The organism is Lysinibacillus sp. PWR01 (assembly GCF_043359455.1).
Lineage (GTDB): Bacteria > Bacillota > Bacilli > Bacillales_A > Planococcaceae > Lysinibacillus > Lysinibacillus fusiformis_F.
This window is the reverse complement of the sequence record NZ_JBHERJ010000005.1, coordinates 1-17,197: the sequence shown is the minus strand read 5'-3', so window position 1 is coordinate 17,197 and position 17,197 is coordinate 1. Positions and strand designations below refer to the sequence as shown.

Below are 17,197 nucleotides of genomic sequence, written 5' to 3'. Positions count from 1 at the left end.
ATTTGAAAAAGCAAGATCAAGTACAAATGCGAAGACAAAATAAATATATTGTGCTTGACGCAATAAGGCAGATGGCGCCAATTTCAAGAATTCAATTATCAAAATATACAAAAATGAGCCCTACGACCATTACTCGTATTGTGCAAGAGCTAGAAGCAGAAGGCTTTATTCTTGAAGGGGTATCGGAAGAAACAGCCATTGGTAGACGTCCTACGTTAATCCATATGCGCGAAGATGCATTATATACGATTGGGATAGAAATTGACTGTTTTACTATTCGAATAGGTATACTAGATTTCTTGGGGAAGCTTATTGCCTTTCAGGAAGTCAAATGTAGCATCAAGCATCAATACGAAGAAGCCATACATCTACTAAAACGATCTATAGAAAATATCATGACAGAATATCAGATTGCTCAGGATAAATTACTAGGCATCGGGATAGGAATTCCAGGAGTAATCAATAACGAGGAAGGGATAATCGTTTCCTCTGAGCAATTGAAGTGGGAAAACTGCCATATAAGAGAAGATTTAAATGGTGTTTTTGGTTGTGAAGTCATCGTAGATAATGAATTAAAAATGCAAATCATTGCTGAAATTGGTGATATCTATACGCCACTATATTCAAATTGTATTTTAGTCGGAATTGGAACGGGAATAGGAGCATCCATATTATTAAATGGAGAAGTGTATCGTGGCATTCAAAATAAAGCTGGAGAAATAAGTCATATAACGATTAATCCCTTTGGTGAAATGTGTCACTGTGGTAAAAGAGGATGCTTATCGATGTATGTTTCTGAAGTTACGCTGTTAAAAAGAACACCTAAAAATCTTAATATTCAATCAATAGAAGAGATTTTGCAGTGTGTTGATCAAGGCGAGCAATGGGCGATCGATATTCAACAAGATGTAGCTACTTTTCTAGCTATTGCCATCAATAATCTAGTTTGTTTATACGAACCAGAGGCTGTTATCGTCAGTGGAGAAATTATTGAGCACAATGTGACATTTCAAAAACTACTTAGTGAAAAGTGTAAACAGTATATATGGAAGGAATTACAACCCTACTTTGATTTGCAGTTTTCAAATCAATTAAAAGAAGGGGTTGTTAAAGGAGCGGCATTACAAGCACAAAAGCAGTTGCTGTCTGTTTAAAGAAAGGTTGGTTGATTCGTGGCTTACTCAGAATTTTTAAAGGAGTATCGTTCAGGATTAATGGAAAATGTGCATTATGGACAAATGAGTGCTGTGAATCTAACGAAGGAAGAATTCGTCTCTGTAGGTCAAGATTATGAGCCTGTGTATTTTCGTTCTGCAGCAAAACCATTTCAAGCCATTCCCATTTTTATGACTGATTTTATAGAAAAATACGGGATTACTTCTAATGAAAGTGCATTATTTCTGGCTTCACAAAGAGGCGAAATTTATCATCAAGAGGCATTAGTCTCTTTGCTGGAAAAACTCCCTATTAATGAAAATGATTTAATATGTGCAGCATCCTATCCATTAAATGAGGAACCTAAAACACAATATATTCAACAGGGATATGAAAAGAGAAAACTATTTCATAATTGCGCGGGCAAGCATTTAGGATTCTTAACTGCCTGTCTAGCAAATGGCTATGATGTCAAGCAATATTGCCAGCCAGAACATCCATTGCAGCAGATGATAAAAAAATACATTGCTTATTTAAGTGAATATGATGTGGAGAGTATTGGTACAGGGATTGATGGCTGTGGTGCGCCTGTCTTTGCGATCCCGCTAAAAAATATGGCAATTGCTTATTTAAAGCTAGCACGACCAGAATTGATTGATGATCAACTGATTCGTGAAGCAGTAATAAAGCTTACAGCAGTAATGAATCAAGAGAATCATATCATTGCAGCGCAAAACTTTATTTGTACGGCATTATTAAAGGACCCTAATATTGTGGCGAAGGGCGGAGCACAGGGCGTATACTGTTTTGCTCTAAGAAATGAAGGGCTAAGTTTTGCCTTGAAAATTATGAATGGCTCAGAAAGTCCGTGGCCCAATGTAATTGCTTCTGTATTGGAACAAATTCAGTATACAAATCAAGAAACAATTGAGCGTATTAAAGCATTGTCTCCTTCATTTGTGCGTAATGACGCAGGGGTTGAGGTCGGGGAAATTGTTTCTACAATTAAAATTGTATAGAGGTGAAGGTACTTGTATGTTTTGGCAATAGACGGTGGTGGAACGAAAACAATTGCGACAATCTCAACTTGTCGTGGGCAAATTATGGCGCTAGCAGAAACGGGCAAAAGTAATCCCACATCTATGAGCTTCGAGCAATTTACAGAGACGATAACAGAATTAATAAATGATTTAAAAAGACAACAACCTCACGAATTTCAACACATTACAAAGTGCCATGCGGGACTGTCTGGTGTAACAGAAAATAATAATGAGAAAATTACCCATGCATTATTAACCTCGCTTTTACCGAAAGACTGTCAACTATCTCTATCGAATGATGGGTTGAACGCGCTGTATGCGGGAACATTGGGTCAGCCTGGCATCGTACAGATTTCTGGTACGGGTGCGATTACACTCAGTATAGATTCATCTGAAAGGATTGAGCGTACAGCAGGGTGGGGTTATATTTTTGATGATGAGGGCAGTGGCTATGATATTGGCATTCGCACATTAAAAGCGGTGTTTAAAGCATTTGATAAAAGAGGTCCTGAAACGCTCCTAACAGCAGCAGTATTAGACTATTTTCAGTTACAATCCGTTCCGCAGATAATTGAAGTGGTATATGGTGAAGGTCATCCGCGTGATACAATATCTCCTTTAAGTAAGGTAGCAATCGAATGCGCTAAACGTGGTGATGGAGAAGCCAATACAATTATTGATCAAGTGTGCCATGTTTTATATCAAAGTATAGACGCTTGTTACAAAAAAAATCCGTTTGCAGATAACCGTGTCAAAGTAGTGCTAGCTGGTGGCGTTTTTAATGAGTTGAGGCTATTTATTGAAAAATTAGTCGCTATTGATAAAAAGAATAGTAATCAGTATGACTTCATGGGTGCTTATAGTTTACCAGTGGGTGGTGCTGCTTTAGCTGCATTAAAATTACCTAGTAATGAAGCTAAGCTATTTATCGATCAATATAATACAAGTATGAAGGCATTTTTAACGAATTAATCCCCCTTTAATCTAGCAAGTGGAGAATGGTATGTACCATCCTCTACTTGCATTTTGTTAGTCCCCTACTTTAAACATATATCCCTTGTAAGATTTATGTATGATCATGACGATTCCAATAAGCATAAAGTTGGATAATAACGAACTTCCCCCATAGCTTAAAAAGGGTAGGGTGACACCTGTGACTGGTAAAAGCCCAATGGTCATGCCAATATTTTGAGTAATTTGGAAGGCTAGTAAGCTTGAAATACCTGCCCCCATTAAAGTCATAAAGGGATCTCGCGCTACTACCGTAATAAGAACAATACGATAGATAACAAAAAATAATAGAGTGATCACAAATGCTCCTCCGACAAAACCTAACTCTTCTGCAATAGTAGAGAATATAAAATCGGTATGCTTTTCTGGTACATAGACATTGTTATGTAGATAGCCCTTGCCTACAAACTCTCCTGATCCGATGGCCATAAAGCCTTGACGTACTTGAAAAGAAGAATCTGTATATTCATAAGGCTGAAGCCATCCATAAATTCTTGAAATCTGATGTCCTGATAGAGCACCTAAAACCTTCTCTGTAAAAAATTCATTAAAACTGACATAGAGCACGACAATCGTACTGATGATAACTAAAGGGACAGCTGTAAAAACGACAAGAAGCTTTCTATGAATACCTGAAAAGAAAATCATCGGTAAAATCATTGCCATATACAACATGACCATACCTGTATCGGGTTGCCTATAAACAAGAAGTGAAGGAGGAAGGACAATGAGCCCAATTTTTATAAGTAGCCAAAAATCCGCTAGATAAGAGGGGCGGACATTTTTCTCTTGATGAGCAATAATGACCTTACTCACAACTATTAAAAAAGCGAACTTTAAAAATTCCGATGGTTGGAGGGAACCTAAAAAAGGGATTTGATACCATGATTTTGCTTGATTGATTGTCCGGGCAATGCTCTCTGGTGCAACAATAAGCCCAGCCGTTAAAGCAACGATTAGGAAGTAAAATGGCCATCCGATTCTCTTCAACTGTTCAATATCAAGTAAGGATATCCCAAACATGATGGTTAATCCTATGAGATAAAATAAAAATTGCTTGATAATAAAAGAGCTTGAATATTGTTCGAAATTTACACTACTCGAATGGACAAAAAGGCAACTAATACCACCGAGTAAAAGAAGACTTATTACTAAATTCCAGTCTAACTTCTTGAATTGCGTCAAATGTAACACCCCCATTCTCTATTATCAACGTTGGCAATGTATGGAAGGTTGCAAATGTTTATTCAAAAAGTAGTACGAATAAGAAGCAATAGTATGAATAGATTTGCAAGTTAAATTACCTAAATAGAACTAAAGGGTGGGTATAAATTCTTAATATATCGATCAAAATTTACAAAAACATAACACTGGCTTTATATCTCTATACTATCATTATTGGTAAGAGTTGGAGGAGGAGCCAAGGATCATGCATTTTTTCCGTTTCGTTAAGGTGAAGGACAAGTTACTTGTACTCATGATTGTTTGTGTATTATCGAATGTATTGCTAGGTGTATTTAGTGTAGATTATTTAAGGAAAATGTCGTGGCATGCAAGTGAGAGTTACACACAGGGACTTGTCCCAATTGGATGGCTAAATGAGCTAGAAGAATCACAGCGTCGATTAGATTTTATAGTAGATTCGAAGGGTGACGATAAAGAAATGGCAGCCATTTTACAAAACATGGCACAGCCTTTAGAGCATCTAGATAGCCAAGAAATTGATAAAAAGATGAGTCATCAAATTAAGAAGTATAAGTCATTGCTGAAGAAGCAGGAAGAAGCCATTGAGGACTTTAAGCAATTGAACCATGGTGAGCTAGATCAGTTTTATTTGCAAACTTTTTTACCAATTAGTCAGGAAAGTCATACATTATTAGAGGATACGCAAAATTATTTAGTTCAAAGAGCAAAAGACCAACAGCAGGCTTATCAAAAAGATGTGCAATTTGGCTACTGGTTACTAGGCGGTGTATGCTTAGCGGTTGTCTTGCTTGTAATCCTTATCGGATTTATCGCAACGAAGGCAGTCAATGTGCCAACACGTCAACTAAAGTCATTATTAAAACGTGCAGAACAGGGTGATTTCACTGCCAACGCAAGTTACGTGGCTCATGATGAGCTTGGTGAAGTAGTCCTGTCCTACAATCAAATGGTAACTGAAGTGAAACGCCTACTCCATACTGTTACTGACAGTGCCTATGAAGTAGAAGAAATGACAGGGAAATTGCAGAAATCCTCTGAGCATTCATCAACAACGACATTAAAAATAGCAAAGGATGTACAATCTATTTCCGAGTCAACGACCGCTTCTTCTAATAAATTAGCTTCGAATACGGCTTCCTTAGAGGAAGTTTTAAATGATGTACAGGTTATTTTAGAAAAGATTCAGGTTGTAGAAAGTTTTGCACAAAAAACAGCCAGAGATGCAGAAAGTGGAACAGAAATTGTACAGGCTAATTTAACGCAAATGCAAGCAATTAAGCAGGCGGTTGAAAGATCTAATACAGCAATTTTTAATCTAGTTGAGCGTGCAGCATCGATTGACCAAATGATTGAAGTAATAGAAAGAATAACAGCACAAACTAATTTACTAGCGTTAAACGCATCTATTGAAGCTGCAAGAGCAGGAGAGCATGGGAAAGGTTTTGCAGTAGTGGCTAATGAGGTACGTAAGCTTGCAGAGCAAACCGTTCAATCAACACAAACGATTACATCCATTGTACAGAACATCCATTTAGATTCGAGCTATGCGGTACAAATGATGGAAGGCGTTTTAGTGGCGACTGAAAAAGGTGTTGCTGTCACAGGACAAACGGCATCAAGTTTTGATCAAATCTTAGAAAAAGTACATACTATAAAGCCGTATATTATGGAAGTATCTGCTACGGTTCAAGAGATTGCCAATCATACAAAGACGGTAAGTCAGGATGCGGTTATGTTGACAGCTTTATCCGATACGAATGCCGTGTCTACTAAGCATGTAGCTGCATTAACAGCTGATCAATTAACAGCTCAGCAACAGTTCCATAATTATATTAAAGAATTGCGCAAAGTATCAAAAGTTTTGCAAATAGCTGTCAAACGTTTTTCGATATAATTTAATATTAAAGAATAATATTTAAAAAGGGTCTTCTTTGCAAAAAATAGCAAAGAAGATTCTTTTTTTGCATGGTTACAAAACTAGTTTAAGAAAGTGTAAATGCTGTGTATTTTTGAGATGTACAATTGTGTTTTATATATTTTTGTAGCACAATATTTTTTATGTCCTCATATACTGTGAATAAGGGATTGTATGTTCCTTGTAAGGAATATTATTAATATAATTGTTGTATTTTCAAAACGAACACATTATAATGAATTTCATTGAAAGTGTTATTAAATCAATGTTTATCAATATATTTTTGTACTTTCTGAAAGTACAATTGTTCACATGTGGAGGTTTTGGGAAATGAAAAAGATTATTGTTACTGGAGCACTTGGTCAAATTGGTTCTGAGCTTGTAGAAAAACTTCGTGGTATTTATGGAGAGGACAATATACTTGCTACAGACATTAGAAAGCTTGAACATACTAAGGGCCCATTTGAAATATTGGACGTGACAGATGGACAAAGAATGCATGATTTAGCAAAGGACTTCGGTGCAGATACAATGATGCATTTAGCAGCATTATTATCAGCAACAGCAGAAAGAAATCCATTGTTAGCGTGGAATTTAAATATGGGCGGATTAATGAATGCATTGGAAGTTTCACGTGAGCTAAATATGCAATTTTTCACGCCAAGCTCAATTGGTGCGTTTGGTCCGTCTACACCTAAGGAAGATACACCACAGGATACTTTGCAACGACCAACAACCATGTATGGTGTAAATAAAGTAGCGGGTGAGTTATTATGCGATTATTATTTCAATCGTTTTGGTGTTGATACACGTGGAGTACGCTTCCCAGGATTAATTTCTTATGTAACACCTCCAGGTGGTGGTACAACAGATTATGCAGTAGAAATTTTCTATGAAGCCATCGAACAAGGCAAGTATACATCGTATATTCAAGAAGGAACGTTCATGGATATGATGTACATGCCAGATGCTCTACAAGCTATCGTAGATTTAATGGAAGCGGACGGTAGTAAGCTCGTTCATCGCAATGCTTTTAATATTACTGCTATGAGCTTTGAACCTTCGCAAATCGCGGCCGAAATCAAGAAACACTTACCAAATTTCACAATGAGCTATCAGGTAGATCCAGTTCGTCAAGCCATTGCAGATAGCTGGCCAAACTCTTTAAATATTGAAGCGGCTCAAAAAGAGTGGGGCTTCAAAGCAGAGTATGATTTAGCTAAAATGACGGTAGATATGTTAGAGAAATTGAAAATTAAACTGCATAAAAAAGCAATTTCATAATAGATAAGCAACGGGTGAAGAACTAGACTTCATCCGTTTTTTATATGTATATAAAAGAAAATTATTGGAATATATAGATTAAATTATGGAATTAAAATATAATAATATTCGGAATATTAATAGTATTCAGTTAAATTGATGCTGTGACGATTTCACAAGGGGAAAATTCACAAATGAAGGGATGATGGGTTTTATGATGCAAGCACCATTAGTTTTAACTAGTTTTTTCAAACGAGCAGAGAGCTATTTTGCAAGAAAATCAATTATTTCACGGACAAGCCCACACAAAATACACCGTTTAACATATGGACAGTGGGCAAAAAGAACGCGTCGTTTAGCAGATGCTCTTACGAGGCTTGGGATGACAAGAGGAACGAAAGTTGGCTCCTTTGCGTGGAACCAGCATCGGCATTTAGAAGCCTACTTTGCTGTACCTTGCTCAGGGGCAATCTTACACATGGTAAATATTCGTTTATCAGAAGAGCATTTGATCTATATTATTAATCATGCAGAAGATGAGATTTTAATGGTCGATGTAGATTTATTACCGATCATTGAAAATATTGCGCCAAAACTAAAGACAGTGAAACACTATATTGTTATGACGGATGATACAGCTTTGCCAAAGACCACATTACAAAATGTTTTATCTTATGAGGAGTTATTAGCTACTGCTGATGAAGAATTTCAATTTCCAGAGGATATTGATGAAGAAGCACCTGCTGGTATGTGCTATACAAGTGCCACGACAGGGAATCCAAAAGGAGTTGTCTATTCACATCGGGGGTTAGTATTACACAGCAACATGCTGAGTATGTCTGATTCTATGGGGATTGCAGAAAGAGATGTCGTGATGCCAATTGTGCCAATGTTTCATGCAAATGCATGGGGGTTACCTTTTGCTAGTGTCAATGTGGGTGCTACACAAGTTCTACCAGGTCCGCAATTTACATCAGCGTTAATAATGGATTTAATCGAACAAGAAAAGGTTACATTAACCGCTGGTGTACCAACAATTTGGATAGGCGCATTACAGGAGCAGGAAAAGAAAGAGCGAGATATTAGTTCTTTAAGAGCGATATGTTGTGGTGGCTCGGCTTCACCAACCCGACTCATTCGGACATTTGAGGAAAAATACGGAATTCCTTATATTGTTGTGTACGGCATGACAGAAACTACACCAATCGTGGCACTTTCCAACTATATGTCATGGATGGATGATTGGCCGATTGAAAAACGTATTGAAGCTCGAGCGATGCAAGGGATGACGATGGCAGGTATCGAATCTAGTATCATTAATGAGAAGGGTGAAGTACCTTGGGATGGCAACACAATGGGGGAATTGCGTTTAAGAGGTCCATGGATTTCTAACGAATACTATCGGGATGAACGAACAGCAGATGCCTATCGAGATGGCTGGTTATATACTGGTGATATTGCAGTACGAACAGAGGATGGCTTTATTAAAATTACTGACCGTACGAAGGATCTTATTAAATCAGGTGGCGAATGGATTTCCTCTGTTGATTTGGAAAATGCACTGATGACGCATGATGCGGTTTTAGAAGCGGCTGTCATTGCCATGCCTCATGCTAAATGGCAGGAGCGTCCATTAGCTTGTGTGGTATTGAAAGAGGGGCAATCAGTAACTGAACAAGAGCTTCTTGCCTTTTTAGAAAATCAATTTGCCAAATGGTGGGTACCAGATGCAGTCGTATTTTTAGAGGAAATTCCAAAGACATCTGTTGGAAAATTTCTGAAAGCAAAGCTGCGAGATAATGTAGCAGATTTTTATCCTAGATCGTTGGTATAGTTAAAAGAGCGATTTCTCTAAACGGAAGTCGCTCTTTTGTTGAGTTATTTAGTTAACATGTGGAAAACTTGTTCAACGTCTTTATCACCACGACCAGAGATATTAATAATAATGCTTTCCTCAGGTAATAAAGTTGGTGCTAATTTTAGAGCATGTGCGACTGCATGTGAGCTTTCAAGAGCAGGAATAATACCTTCAACCTTGGAAAGTACTTGGAATGCTTCTAAAACTTCTTCATTGGTCACGGTCACATACTCAGCACGACCAATTGTTTTCAAATGGCTATGCTCAGGTCCAGCACCGGGATAATCTAAACCAGCTGCTATTGAATAGGTTGGGAGCGGATTACCGTCTGCGTCCTGCAGCACTAAGCATTTGAAGCCGTGTAGCTCACCTGGTGTTCCTTCGTTTAAGGTAGCAGCTTGATCCGGCTCTATTCCAATAAGGCGAACATCTTCGTCTGCAATATAGTCAGCAAATGCCCCAATGGCATTACTACCACCGCCGACACAGGCAAGAACCGCTGTTGGAAGCTTTCCTTCTTTCTCTAAAATCTGTTCACGACTTTCGCGGCTAATCACGGATTGAAAATGTTTAACCATTGTAGGGAAGGGATGTGGACCAACTGCTGAACCTAATAAATAGAACGTAGTTTCATAGTTTTCTACTAAGTCAGCAAATGCTTCATCAACTGCATCCTTTAGGCGACCCTGCCCTTTATCAACCGCTACGACTTTCGCGCCAAGAAGCTCCATGCGAAATACGTTCAATGCCTGACGCTTTGTATCCTCCAAGCCCATATAAATCGTGCAATCCATTCCAAACATGGCACAAGCTGTAGCTGTTGCTACACCATGTTGACCCGCACCTGTTTCGGCAATCACGCGGTTTGCTCCCATACGTTTGGCTAGTAAGATCTGTCCTAGTACATTATTGATTTTATGTGAGCCTGTATGGTTAAGGTCTTCACGTTTTAAATAAATTTTTGCACCACCCAATTGCTTTGTTAAATTTTCTGCAAAATAAAGTGGGGATTTACGACCAACATATTCACGGAAATAGTAATCTAATTCTTGCTTAAAGTCATCATCCTCTTTATACTTTTGAAAATTCTCATCTAGTATATTTAAAACATTTTGAAGCTCCTTTGGAACAAAGCTTCCACCAAATTCACCGAAATATCCCTTTTTCTCTACTACTGTACTCATCTTTACTCGACTCCTCTATGCTAATTTTCCCATAAAAAAAAGCCACTCCAATCCCTCATAAAAAGGACGAGTAACCGTGGTGCCACCTTTATTCGCAATTTTTGCGCGCTTTCCTGCTCCGGTAACGGGGAGCAAATCGGCCTTACATTTGATAAGGCTGCTCTGAAGTCCATTCACAAGTCTGTACTACTGGTTCACACCGCCCACCAGCTCTCTTGAAGTAACAATGCTTGCTACTACTCTTCTTCCTTGCATTTATTAGAAAGAATTGTAGAATATTTTCAGAATAGTGTCAAGAAAAAAGACGAATCTAAAAAGACCCGTCAGTTAAATCAAATTATTAAAGTGAAGGCGTTTGTTTAATGCATACATAATCGGCGCACCGACAGCTAATACAACAAATTCACCCGCTGCTACTGTTAGCCAAGTCCAAAAGAATGGCAGCTCTAAGGCTAAGTTCAGTTCAAAGGCAATGATAAACATGGTGCATGTAAATAGCAATGTATTAATAATTAAACGTGCCCATATATTTTTGACAAATTTACAGATTAAAATAAACAGGCCAAGTGTAATCATTGAATGACCTACACCAAACACTAAATCGTAAATGCCAAGTGGTGAAAATAGATTAGAGATCAATACACCAATAATAATCCCTACGGCAAAGCGTGGATTAAATGCTACTAAATGGTTAAACATCTCGGATACTCGGAACTGTACCTCCGTAAAACCAAATGGTGCAACAAGCATGGTCACAGCAATATAGAGAGCCGCAATGATACCACTTGCTGCTAAAAATTTTATTTTCATATTCATTTCTCCTTAGTTTTTTTTCGTGGGATGGTTACGAACCACGGTGCTTTCACACAAGTAAATATTTTATTATACATATCTAGTAGAAGTCAAATGTCAGACTTTGTCTATAGTGTCCTATCGTCGCAAAATTGTCATAAATATTTTTTACTATGTTGAAAAAAGAAATAGAATAACTAAAACAGCGTAGTTTAGCGGTTTAAAGCGCCAAATTGAATGAAAAACTAAAATATTTTGTCACTTTTAAAAGTCAGAACATTCATAATGTTGTTGACTGAGCTCGATAATAACGATAATATAGCGATACATTCACACTTTGTTTGGATAAAGTGCGGTAGATATTTGAGAACATAATCGGGGGGATTATTTGTGAAAAGCAATGTGAAGAAGCTATCATTCCTTCTTTTTGGATTAGTGTTACTACTTGCTGCTTGTGGTAGTGGTGGCTCTAGTACAACAGATTCAAAAGGAAATGAAACAAACAATGCAAGTGAGAGCGGAAATGCAGACGATAAAACATATAAAATCGGGATTACTCAAATAGTTGAGCATCCATCGTTAAACGCAGCAACGGAAGGCTTTAAAAAAGCAATTGAAGATGCTGGCTTAAAAGTTGAATACGATCCACAAATTGCGCAAGGAGATAACAGCCTTAACACAACGATTGCTAACAATCTAGTGAGTGCAAACGTAGATTTAATTTTTGCTAACTCTACACCTTCTGCACAAGCAGCTGCAACAGCAACAAGTGATATTCCAATTATTTTTACATCGGTTACAGATGCTGTTGGTGCACAGTTAATCGACTCAATGGAGAAGCCAGGGAAAAATATTACAGGCACAATTGATCTACATCCTGAAACGATTTCTAAAACAGTAGCATTCTTAAAAGACCTTGGTGCGAAAAAAGTAGGGATGGTCTACAATGCGGGTGAGCAAAACTCAGTTGCACAAGTTTCAGAAGTGAAAAAGGTTATGGATGAACAAGGTTTAACGGTGGTAGAAGCATCAGCATCCACTTCAGCAGATGTAAAGCAAGCGACAGAATCTCTAATTGGTAAAGTAGATGCTTTCTATATTATTACTGATAACACAGTAGTTTCTGCTTTAGAATCGGTAATTGATGTTGCCAATACGAATAAATTACCATTAATCGTAGGAGAATTAGATTCTGTGGCACGTGGTGGTTTAGCTGCTTATGGATTTGAATATTTCGATATCGGTTATGAAGCAGGTCAAATGGCTGTGAAAATTTTAAAAGGTGAAGCAACACCTGCTGATACACCGGCACAATATCCTCAAAATCTGAAACTATTAATCAATAAAAAAGTAGCGGATGATTTAGGAATCGAAATGAAAGATTCTTGGGGTGCAGAAATTCTAGAAAAGTAAAACGAAGCGGGGGAGAACTATCCCCGCTTTATCTTCATTTTACAAGCGATATAAATAATTAAGAGATTTAGGAGATGATTCAACGATGTTTTTAGCATTATTTGGCGCAGTGGAGCAAGGAATCATCTATGCAATTATGGCACTTGGTGTATATTTAACATTTCGGGTGTTAGATTTTCCGGATTTAACGGTTGATGGAAGCTTTGTAACAGGGGCGGCAACGGCAGCAACAATGGTTTTGCTTGGCTACCACCCAATCTTAGCGACTTTAGTGGCAATTGTTGCTGGATTTATTGCTGGATGTATGACAGGAATTCTTCACACGAAAGGAAAGATTAATCCACTATTATCAGGGATTTTAATGATGATTGCTTTATACTCGATTAATCTACGCATCATGGGGTTAACTGCAGAAAATACGATAGGTCGCCCGAATATTCCACTATTAAACTCTGAAACAATCTTTTCAAAGTTTCAAGCTTTTTGGAGCAATTTAGGGATCGATGCTGCTCTTAATAACCTATTAAAAGGCATGGGCTTTCAGCATGTACCAGGTACATGGAGTGTGCTGATTGTCGTATTAATCATCACGATTTTAATTAAGTTAATAGCAGACTGGTTCTTAAAGACAGAGGTCGGGCTAGCTATCCGAGCAACTGGTGATAATAAACGAATGATTCGCAGCTTCTCAGCAAATACAGATACACTTATCATTTTGGGGCTAGGACTTTCCAATGCACTTGTCGCATTTTCTGGAGCTTTAATCGCACAATACTCGAAGTTTTCAGATGTAAGTATGGGGATTGGTATGATTGTGATCGGTCTTGCATCCGTTATTATTGGTGAAGCTATTTTTGGGACTAAAACCATTATTCGTACAACTTTTGCCGTCATTGCAGGAGCCATCATTTATCGTATTATATTAGCATTAGCATTACGTGTAGATTTTCTTGATTCAGGAGACATGAAATTAATTACGGCTATCATCGTTATTTTGGCGCTGATTTTACCGCAAATTATCAATAAGAGTAAGGAACGTAAACGTAAAGCCAAGCGTGCTGCAGAACTTTCGTAAGTAAAAACAGTAGAGAAGGGAGGAAAAGGCCTTGCTTAAATTACATGGTATTAATAAGGTATTTAATGAGGGAACACCAGATGAGAAAATTGCACTTGCAGAGATTAACCTACACTTAAAGCCTGGTGATTTTGTGACAATCATTGGTAGTAATGGTGCAGGTAAATCAACGATGATGAATATGATTTCAGGTGCTTTAACACCTGATTTCGGGACAGTGTTAATTGATGGTAATAATGTGACAAGTTTGCCTGAATATAAACGCTCTCAATACATTGGTCGTGTCTTCCAGGACCCAATGGCGGGAACGGCACCTACGATGACAATTGAAGAAAATCTAGCTCTAGCATACTCTCGCAATAAGCATAGAGGGCTACGTAATGGTGTGGATAAAAAGCGTCGTGAATTTTTTAAAGAATCACTAGAGATGCTTGGTTTGAATCTTGAGAATCGCCTTTCTGCAAAAGTAGGCTTACTTTCAGGTGGGGAACGTCAAGCTTTGTCGCTCTTAATGGCTACCTTCACAAAGCCATCTATTTTATTGCTGGATGAGCATACGGCTGCACTTGATCCATCACGTGCAGAATTAATTACTCGTATTACGAAGTACTTAGTGGAAAAAGATAATTTAACGACATTAATGGTAACGCACAATATGCAACAAGCATTAGATTTAGGCAATCGTCTTATTATGATGGATAAAGGCCAAATCATTTTAGAAGTTGGTGAAGATCGCAAACATGAATTAACAATCCCTGATTTAATGGCTGAGTTTGAACGCATTCGTGGGGAAAAAATGAATTCAGACCGTGCTCTTTTAGGTTAATGATGAAACGCTCATACACTTGTATGGGCGTTTTTTGTTTAGGGCGATAAAACGTTTGATAAACTTTATCACAATAAAAAAGCCTCACTTGCAGAGAAGTGAGACTCTTTATGTTAAACGAGTAAACCAAATAGTTGAATGTCGTTGTTTACTTCTTTGTACTTGAAGCCGAATTCATCCATTCGGGCAAGTAGTCCTTCATATTCAGCACGATCACCTAGCTCAATACCGACGAGTGCAGGGCCACTTTCCTTATTGTTTTTCTTCGTATATTCAAAGGTAGTAATGTCATCGTTTGGTCCAAGTACACTAGTGAGGAATTGACGTAATGCTCCTGCACGCTGAGGGAAGCTGACGATGAAATAGTAAAGTAAGCCTTCATGAATAAGTGACTTTTCTTTAATCTCCTGCATCCGTCCAATGTCATTATTACCACCACTGATGATGACAACGACTGACTTACCTTTAATTTCTTCTTTATAAAAATCAAGAGCTGCCACTGATAATGCTCCAGCAGGCTCGGCAATAATCGCATGTTTATTATATAAATCTAGAATGGTCGTACATACCTTGCCTTCAGGTACAAGAACAATATCATCTAAATAGCGACGACAAACATCGTAAGTGTGGTGACCGACGCATTTTACAGCAGCACCATCAACGAATTTATCAATCCAATCAAGAGCAACTGTGCCACCTTCAGCAAAGGCAGCCTTCATACTACCAGCACCTGCAGGCTCCACACCAATAATTTTGCTAGAAGGAGAGAGGTTTTTAATGTAGGCAGACACGCCTGACATTAAGCCGCCACCACCAATACTACCGAATACGTAGTCGATTGGCTCCTCCATATCATTCATAATTTCTACCGCTACCGTTCCTTGACCGGCAATGACATCGAGATCATCAAATGGATGAATGAAGATTTTACTATGCTCTTCACAATAGCTCAAGGCGCTTTCAGCAGAATCATCGAATGTATCTCCTGCCAAAATAATTTCCACATATTCACGTCCGAACATACGCACTTGGTCTATTTTTTGCTTCGGCGTTGTTTGAGGCATAAAAATGCTTGCTTGAATTTTTAATTGGGCACAGGCATAAGCTACACCTTGTGCATGATTGCCTGCACTTGCACAGACAACCCCAGCATTGCGTGCTTCATCCTCGATTTTTTTAATTTTATAATAGGCACCACGAAGCTTGAATGAGCGTACATGCTGTAAATCTTCGCGTTTAATATAAATATTAGCTCCGTATTTCTCGGATAAATAATCGTTTTTTTGTAGTGGTGTGTGCACAACTACATCTTTTAAAAAATGATGTGCAATCAGGACATTCTCCACTTGCACGGTTCTAGTATCAGCAACTTCCATAGTATTCATCCTCCGTTATACGTTTAAAACATTTATCTATGATAGCACACTTTATTTGCTTTTTGGGAGTAATTTTTAGTAAATTCTAAATTTTCCGTGTCTATTTGGAGATGTAAGCGTTTTATCTTGATATAGCCTATTTTTTTGTAAAAAAAGCGATGTGTCAGACCTCGAAATAGTACATTTTAAGTGAAGAAAATCATTTAAACTCTGTTGAATCAAATCCAAAAAATAAAACTCTCATAACAATAATGGCCAAGCATATACTAGATTAGGTTAGGACAAGTAGGAGGGTAAGTAGTGGACATCATTCAAGGGATTTTATCTACATATTGGAAATTTTTCGATTGGGCGATGTGGCAAGAAGTATTAATGGACCCTGTATCCTGGGGACTAATATCCTCATTAATTATTATAGAAGGATTGCTGTCGGCAGATAATGCACTGGTATTAGCGGTACTAGTGAAACATTTACCAGATAAACAACGAAAAAGGGCATTAATGTACGGTATGCTAGGTGCCTATTTTTTTAGATTTTTATTTATTGGCATAGGTGTTTATCTTGTAGAATTTTGGTTTATTAAAGTATTAGGTGCTTTATATTTGGGGTGGCTCTGTGTGGCTCATTTCCTCCAAATAGGGAATGAGGATAGTGTGAAGGAGGTAAAGAGGTCGGGATGGATGGTGCGTCTTTTTGGCACCTTTTGGGCAACGGTCATTTCTGTTGAGCTCATGGATATTGCTTTTTCAATTGACTCCATCTTCGCTGCCTTTGCGGTATCAGATCAAGTATGGGTGCTTTTAATTGGAGGGATGCTAGGGATATTAATGATGAGGACCATTGCAGGTGTTTTTTTAATCATCATCGAAAAAATTCCAGAGCTTGAAGCAACGGCCTTCATTATTATAGGTGTCATCGGCTTGAAAATGTTAGTGAGTGTTTTCAATATTCATATTCCACATTATTTATTCTTCCTTTTTTTAGTGATTGCTTTTTCCATCACAATCATTGTGCACATGATGAAGAAAGTAAGAGCTGCCTAATTAAAAAGTACTGTTCTCCAAAAATGAGAACAGTACTTT

General features: G+C 37.9%; 14 protein-coding genes, 1 riboswitch and 1 other annotated feature. Of the genes, 10 read left to right on the top strand and 4 right to left on the bottom strand.

Translation table 11 applies throughout. From position 1 onward, the window contains the following. The first annotated feature begins 2 nt into the window (after nucleotides 1–2). From ACEVFT_RS00620 to ACEVFT_RS00610, 3 genes are read left to right on the top strand one after another with little or no spacing between them, the layout of a single operon-like run. A complete protein-coding gene (locus ACEVFT_RS00620) occupies nucleotides 3–1,154 on the top strand; it encodes an ROK family transcriptional regulator (protein WP_349726553.1) in 1,152 nt (383 codons plus the stop codon). An 18-nt stretch (nucleotides 1,155–1,172) separates the two neighbouring features. Next, nucleotides 1,173–2,174: an asparaginase gene (locus ACEVFT_RS00615; protein ID WP_393947569.1), complete on the top strand. Its 1,002-nt coding sequence runs from the start codon at nucleotides 1,173–1,175 to the stop codon at nucleotides 2,172–2,174. A gap of 12 nt (nucleotides 2,175–2,186) precedes the next feature. Beyond that, complete coding sequence (locus ACEVFT_RS00610; protein WP_205446722.1) at nucleotides 2,187–3,167, top strand: N-acetylglucosamine kinase; 981 nt, start codon at nucleotides 2,187–2,189, stop codon at nucleotides 3,165–3,167. A 57-nt stretch (nucleotides 3,168–3,224) separates the two neighbouring features. On the opposite strand, the gene ACEVFT_RS00605 is transcribed toward ACEVFT_RS00610, so the two are convergent. Then, nucleotides 3,225–4,400, bottom strand: a complete 1,176-nt coding sequence (locus ACEVFT_RS00605; RefSeq protein ID WP_393947568.1) for an FtsW/RodA/SpoVE family cell cycle protein — start codon at nucleotides 4,398–4,400, stop codon at nucleotides 3,225–3,227. A 235-nt stretch (nucleotides 4,401–4,635) separates the two neighbouring features. On the opposite strand from ACEVFT_RS00605, the gene ACEVFT_RS00600 reads away from it, so the two are divergent. The 3 genes from ACEVFT_RS00600 to ACEVFT_RS00590 all read left to right on the top strand — a co-directional run bounded on the left by ACEVFT_RS00600 (nucleotide 4,636) and on the right by ACEVFT_RS00590 (nucleotide 9,424). Beyond that, nucleotides 4,636–6,306, top strand: coding sequence for a methyl-accepting chemotaxis protein (locus ACEVFT_RS00600; RefSeq protein WP_393947567.1), 1,671 nt, complete (start codon nucleotides 4,636–4,638; stop codon nucleotides 6,304–6,306). Nucleotides 6,307–6,657: 351 nt separating this feature from the next. Next, nucleotides 6,658–7,611, top strand: a complete 954-nt coding sequence (locus ACEVFT_RS00595; RefSeq protein WP_004225462.1) for an L-threonine 3-dehydrogenase — start codon at nucleotides 6,658–6,660, stop codon at nucleotides 7,609–7,611. A 193-nt stretch (nucleotides 7,612–7,804) separates the two neighbouring features. Next, nucleotides 7,805–9,424: a long-chain fatty acid--CoA ligase gene (locus tag ACEVFT_RS00590; RefSeq protein WP_393947616.1), complete on the top strand. Its 1,620-nt coding sequence runs from the start codon at nucleotides 7,805–7,807 to the stop codon at nucleotides 9,422–9,424. Nucleotides 9,425–9,468: 44 nt separating this feature from the next. Here the strand turns inward: ACEVFT_RS00590 and trpB are convergent, their stop codons facing one another. Then, nucleotides 9,469–10,632 (bottom strand): tryptophan synthase subunit beta, encoded by a 1,164-nt coding sequence (trpB, locus tag ACEVFT_RS00585; RefSeq protein ID WP_393947565.1) that lies wholly within the window; start codon nucleotides 10,630–10,632, stop codon nucleotides 9,469–9,471. Between the two features lie 59 nt (nucleotides 10,633–10,691). After that, nucleotides 10,692–10,891, bottom strand: a binding site (T-box leader). A gap of 68 nt (nucleotides 10,892–10,959) precedes the next feature. Continuing rightward, on the bottom strand, nucleotides 10,960–11,442 hold the full coding sequence (locus ACEVFT_RS00580; RefSeq protein ID WP_393947564.1) for a QueT transporter family protein: 483 nt from the start codon (nucleotides 11,440–11,442) through the stop codon (nucleotides 10,960–10,962). 6 nt (nucleotides 11,443–11,448) lie between these two features. Beyond that, nucleotides 11,449–11,493, bottom strand: a riboswitch (PreQ1 riboswitch). A 321-nt stretch (nucleotides 11,494–11,814) separates the two neighbouring features. Here ACEVFT_RS00580 and ACEVFT_RS00575 point away from each other — a divergent pair. The 3 genes from ACEVFT_RS00575 (at nucleotide 11,815) to ACEVFT_RS00565 (ending at nucleotide 14,738) form a co-directional block, all read left to right on the top strand. Beyond that, a complete protein-coding gene (locus tag ACEVFT_RS00575) occupies nucleotides 11,815–12,837 on the top strand; it encodes an ABC transporter substrate-binding protein (RefSeq protein ID WP_393947562.1) in 1,023 nt (340 codons plus the stop codon). A gap of 85 nt (nucleotides 12,838–12,922) precedes the next feature. Next, nucleotides 12,923–13,912 (top strand): ABC transporter permease, encoded by a 990-nt coding sequence (locus ACEVFT_RS00570; protein ID WP_205446730.1) that lies wholly within the window; start codon nucleotides 12,923–12,925, stop codon nucleotides 13,910–13,912. A 31-nt stretch (nucleotides 13,913–13,943) separates the two neighbouring features. Next, nucleotides 13,944–14,738 carry an ABC transporter ATP-binding protein gene (locus tag ACEVFT_RS00565; protein ID WP_036078189.1) on the top strand — a complete coding sequence of 265 codons (795 nt, stop codon included), beginning with the start codon at nucleotides 13,944–13,946 and terminating at the stop codon, nucleotides 14,736–14,738. A gap of 113 nt (nucleotides 14,739–14,851) precedes the next feature. Here the strand turns inward: ACEVFT_RS00565 and ilvA are convergent, their stop codons facing one another. Next, on the bottom strand, nucleotides 14,852–16,114 hold the full coding sequence (gene ilvA / locus ACEVFT_RS00560) for a threonine ammonia-lyase IlvA (RefSeq protein ID WP_205446731.1): 1,263 nt from the start codon (nucleotides 16,112–16,114) through the stop codon (nucleotides 14,852–14,854). Nucleotides 16,115–16,414: 300 nt separating this feature from the next. On the opposite strand from ilvA, the gene ACEVFT_RS00555 reads away from it, so the two are divergent. Beyond that, entirely contained in the window at nucleotides 16,415–17,158 is a 744-nt protein-coding gene (locus ACEVFT_RS00555; RefSeq protein WP_205446732.1) for a TerC family protein, read from the top strand. Nucleotides 17,159–17,197 lie beyond the last annotated feature (39 nt).

Bases quoted from the DNA above. Each gene is read 5' to 3' on its own strand.
- ACEVFT_RS00600 (WP_393947567.1), top strand. From the start codon at position 4,636: ATGCATTTTTTCCGTTTCGTTAAGGTGAAGGACAAGTTACTTGTACTC.
- ACEVFT_RS00595 (WP_004225462.1), top strand. From the start codon at position 6,658: ATGAAAAAGATTATTGTTACTGGAGCACTTGGTCAAATTGGTTCTGAG.
- ACEVFT_RS00590 (WP_393947616.1), top strand. From the start codon at position 7,805: ATGATGCAAGCACCATTAGTTTTAACTAGTTTTTTCAAACGAGCAGAG.
- trpB (WP_393947565.1), bottom strand. From the start codon at position 10,632: ATGAGTACAGTAGTAGAGAAAAAGGGATATTTCGGTGAATTTGGTGGA.
- ACEVFT_RS00580 (WP_393947564.1), bottom strand. From the start codon at position 11,442: ATGAAAATAAAATTTTTAGCAGCAAGTGGTATCATTGCGGCTCTCTAT.
- ACEVFT_RS00570 (WP_205446730.1), top strand. From the start codon at position 12,923: ATGTTTTTAGCATTATTTGGCGCAGTGGAGCAAGGAATCATCTATGCA.
- ilvA (WP_205446731.1), bottom strand. From the start codon at position 16,114: ATGGAAGTTGCTGATACTAGAACCGTGCAAGTGGAGAATGTCCTGATT.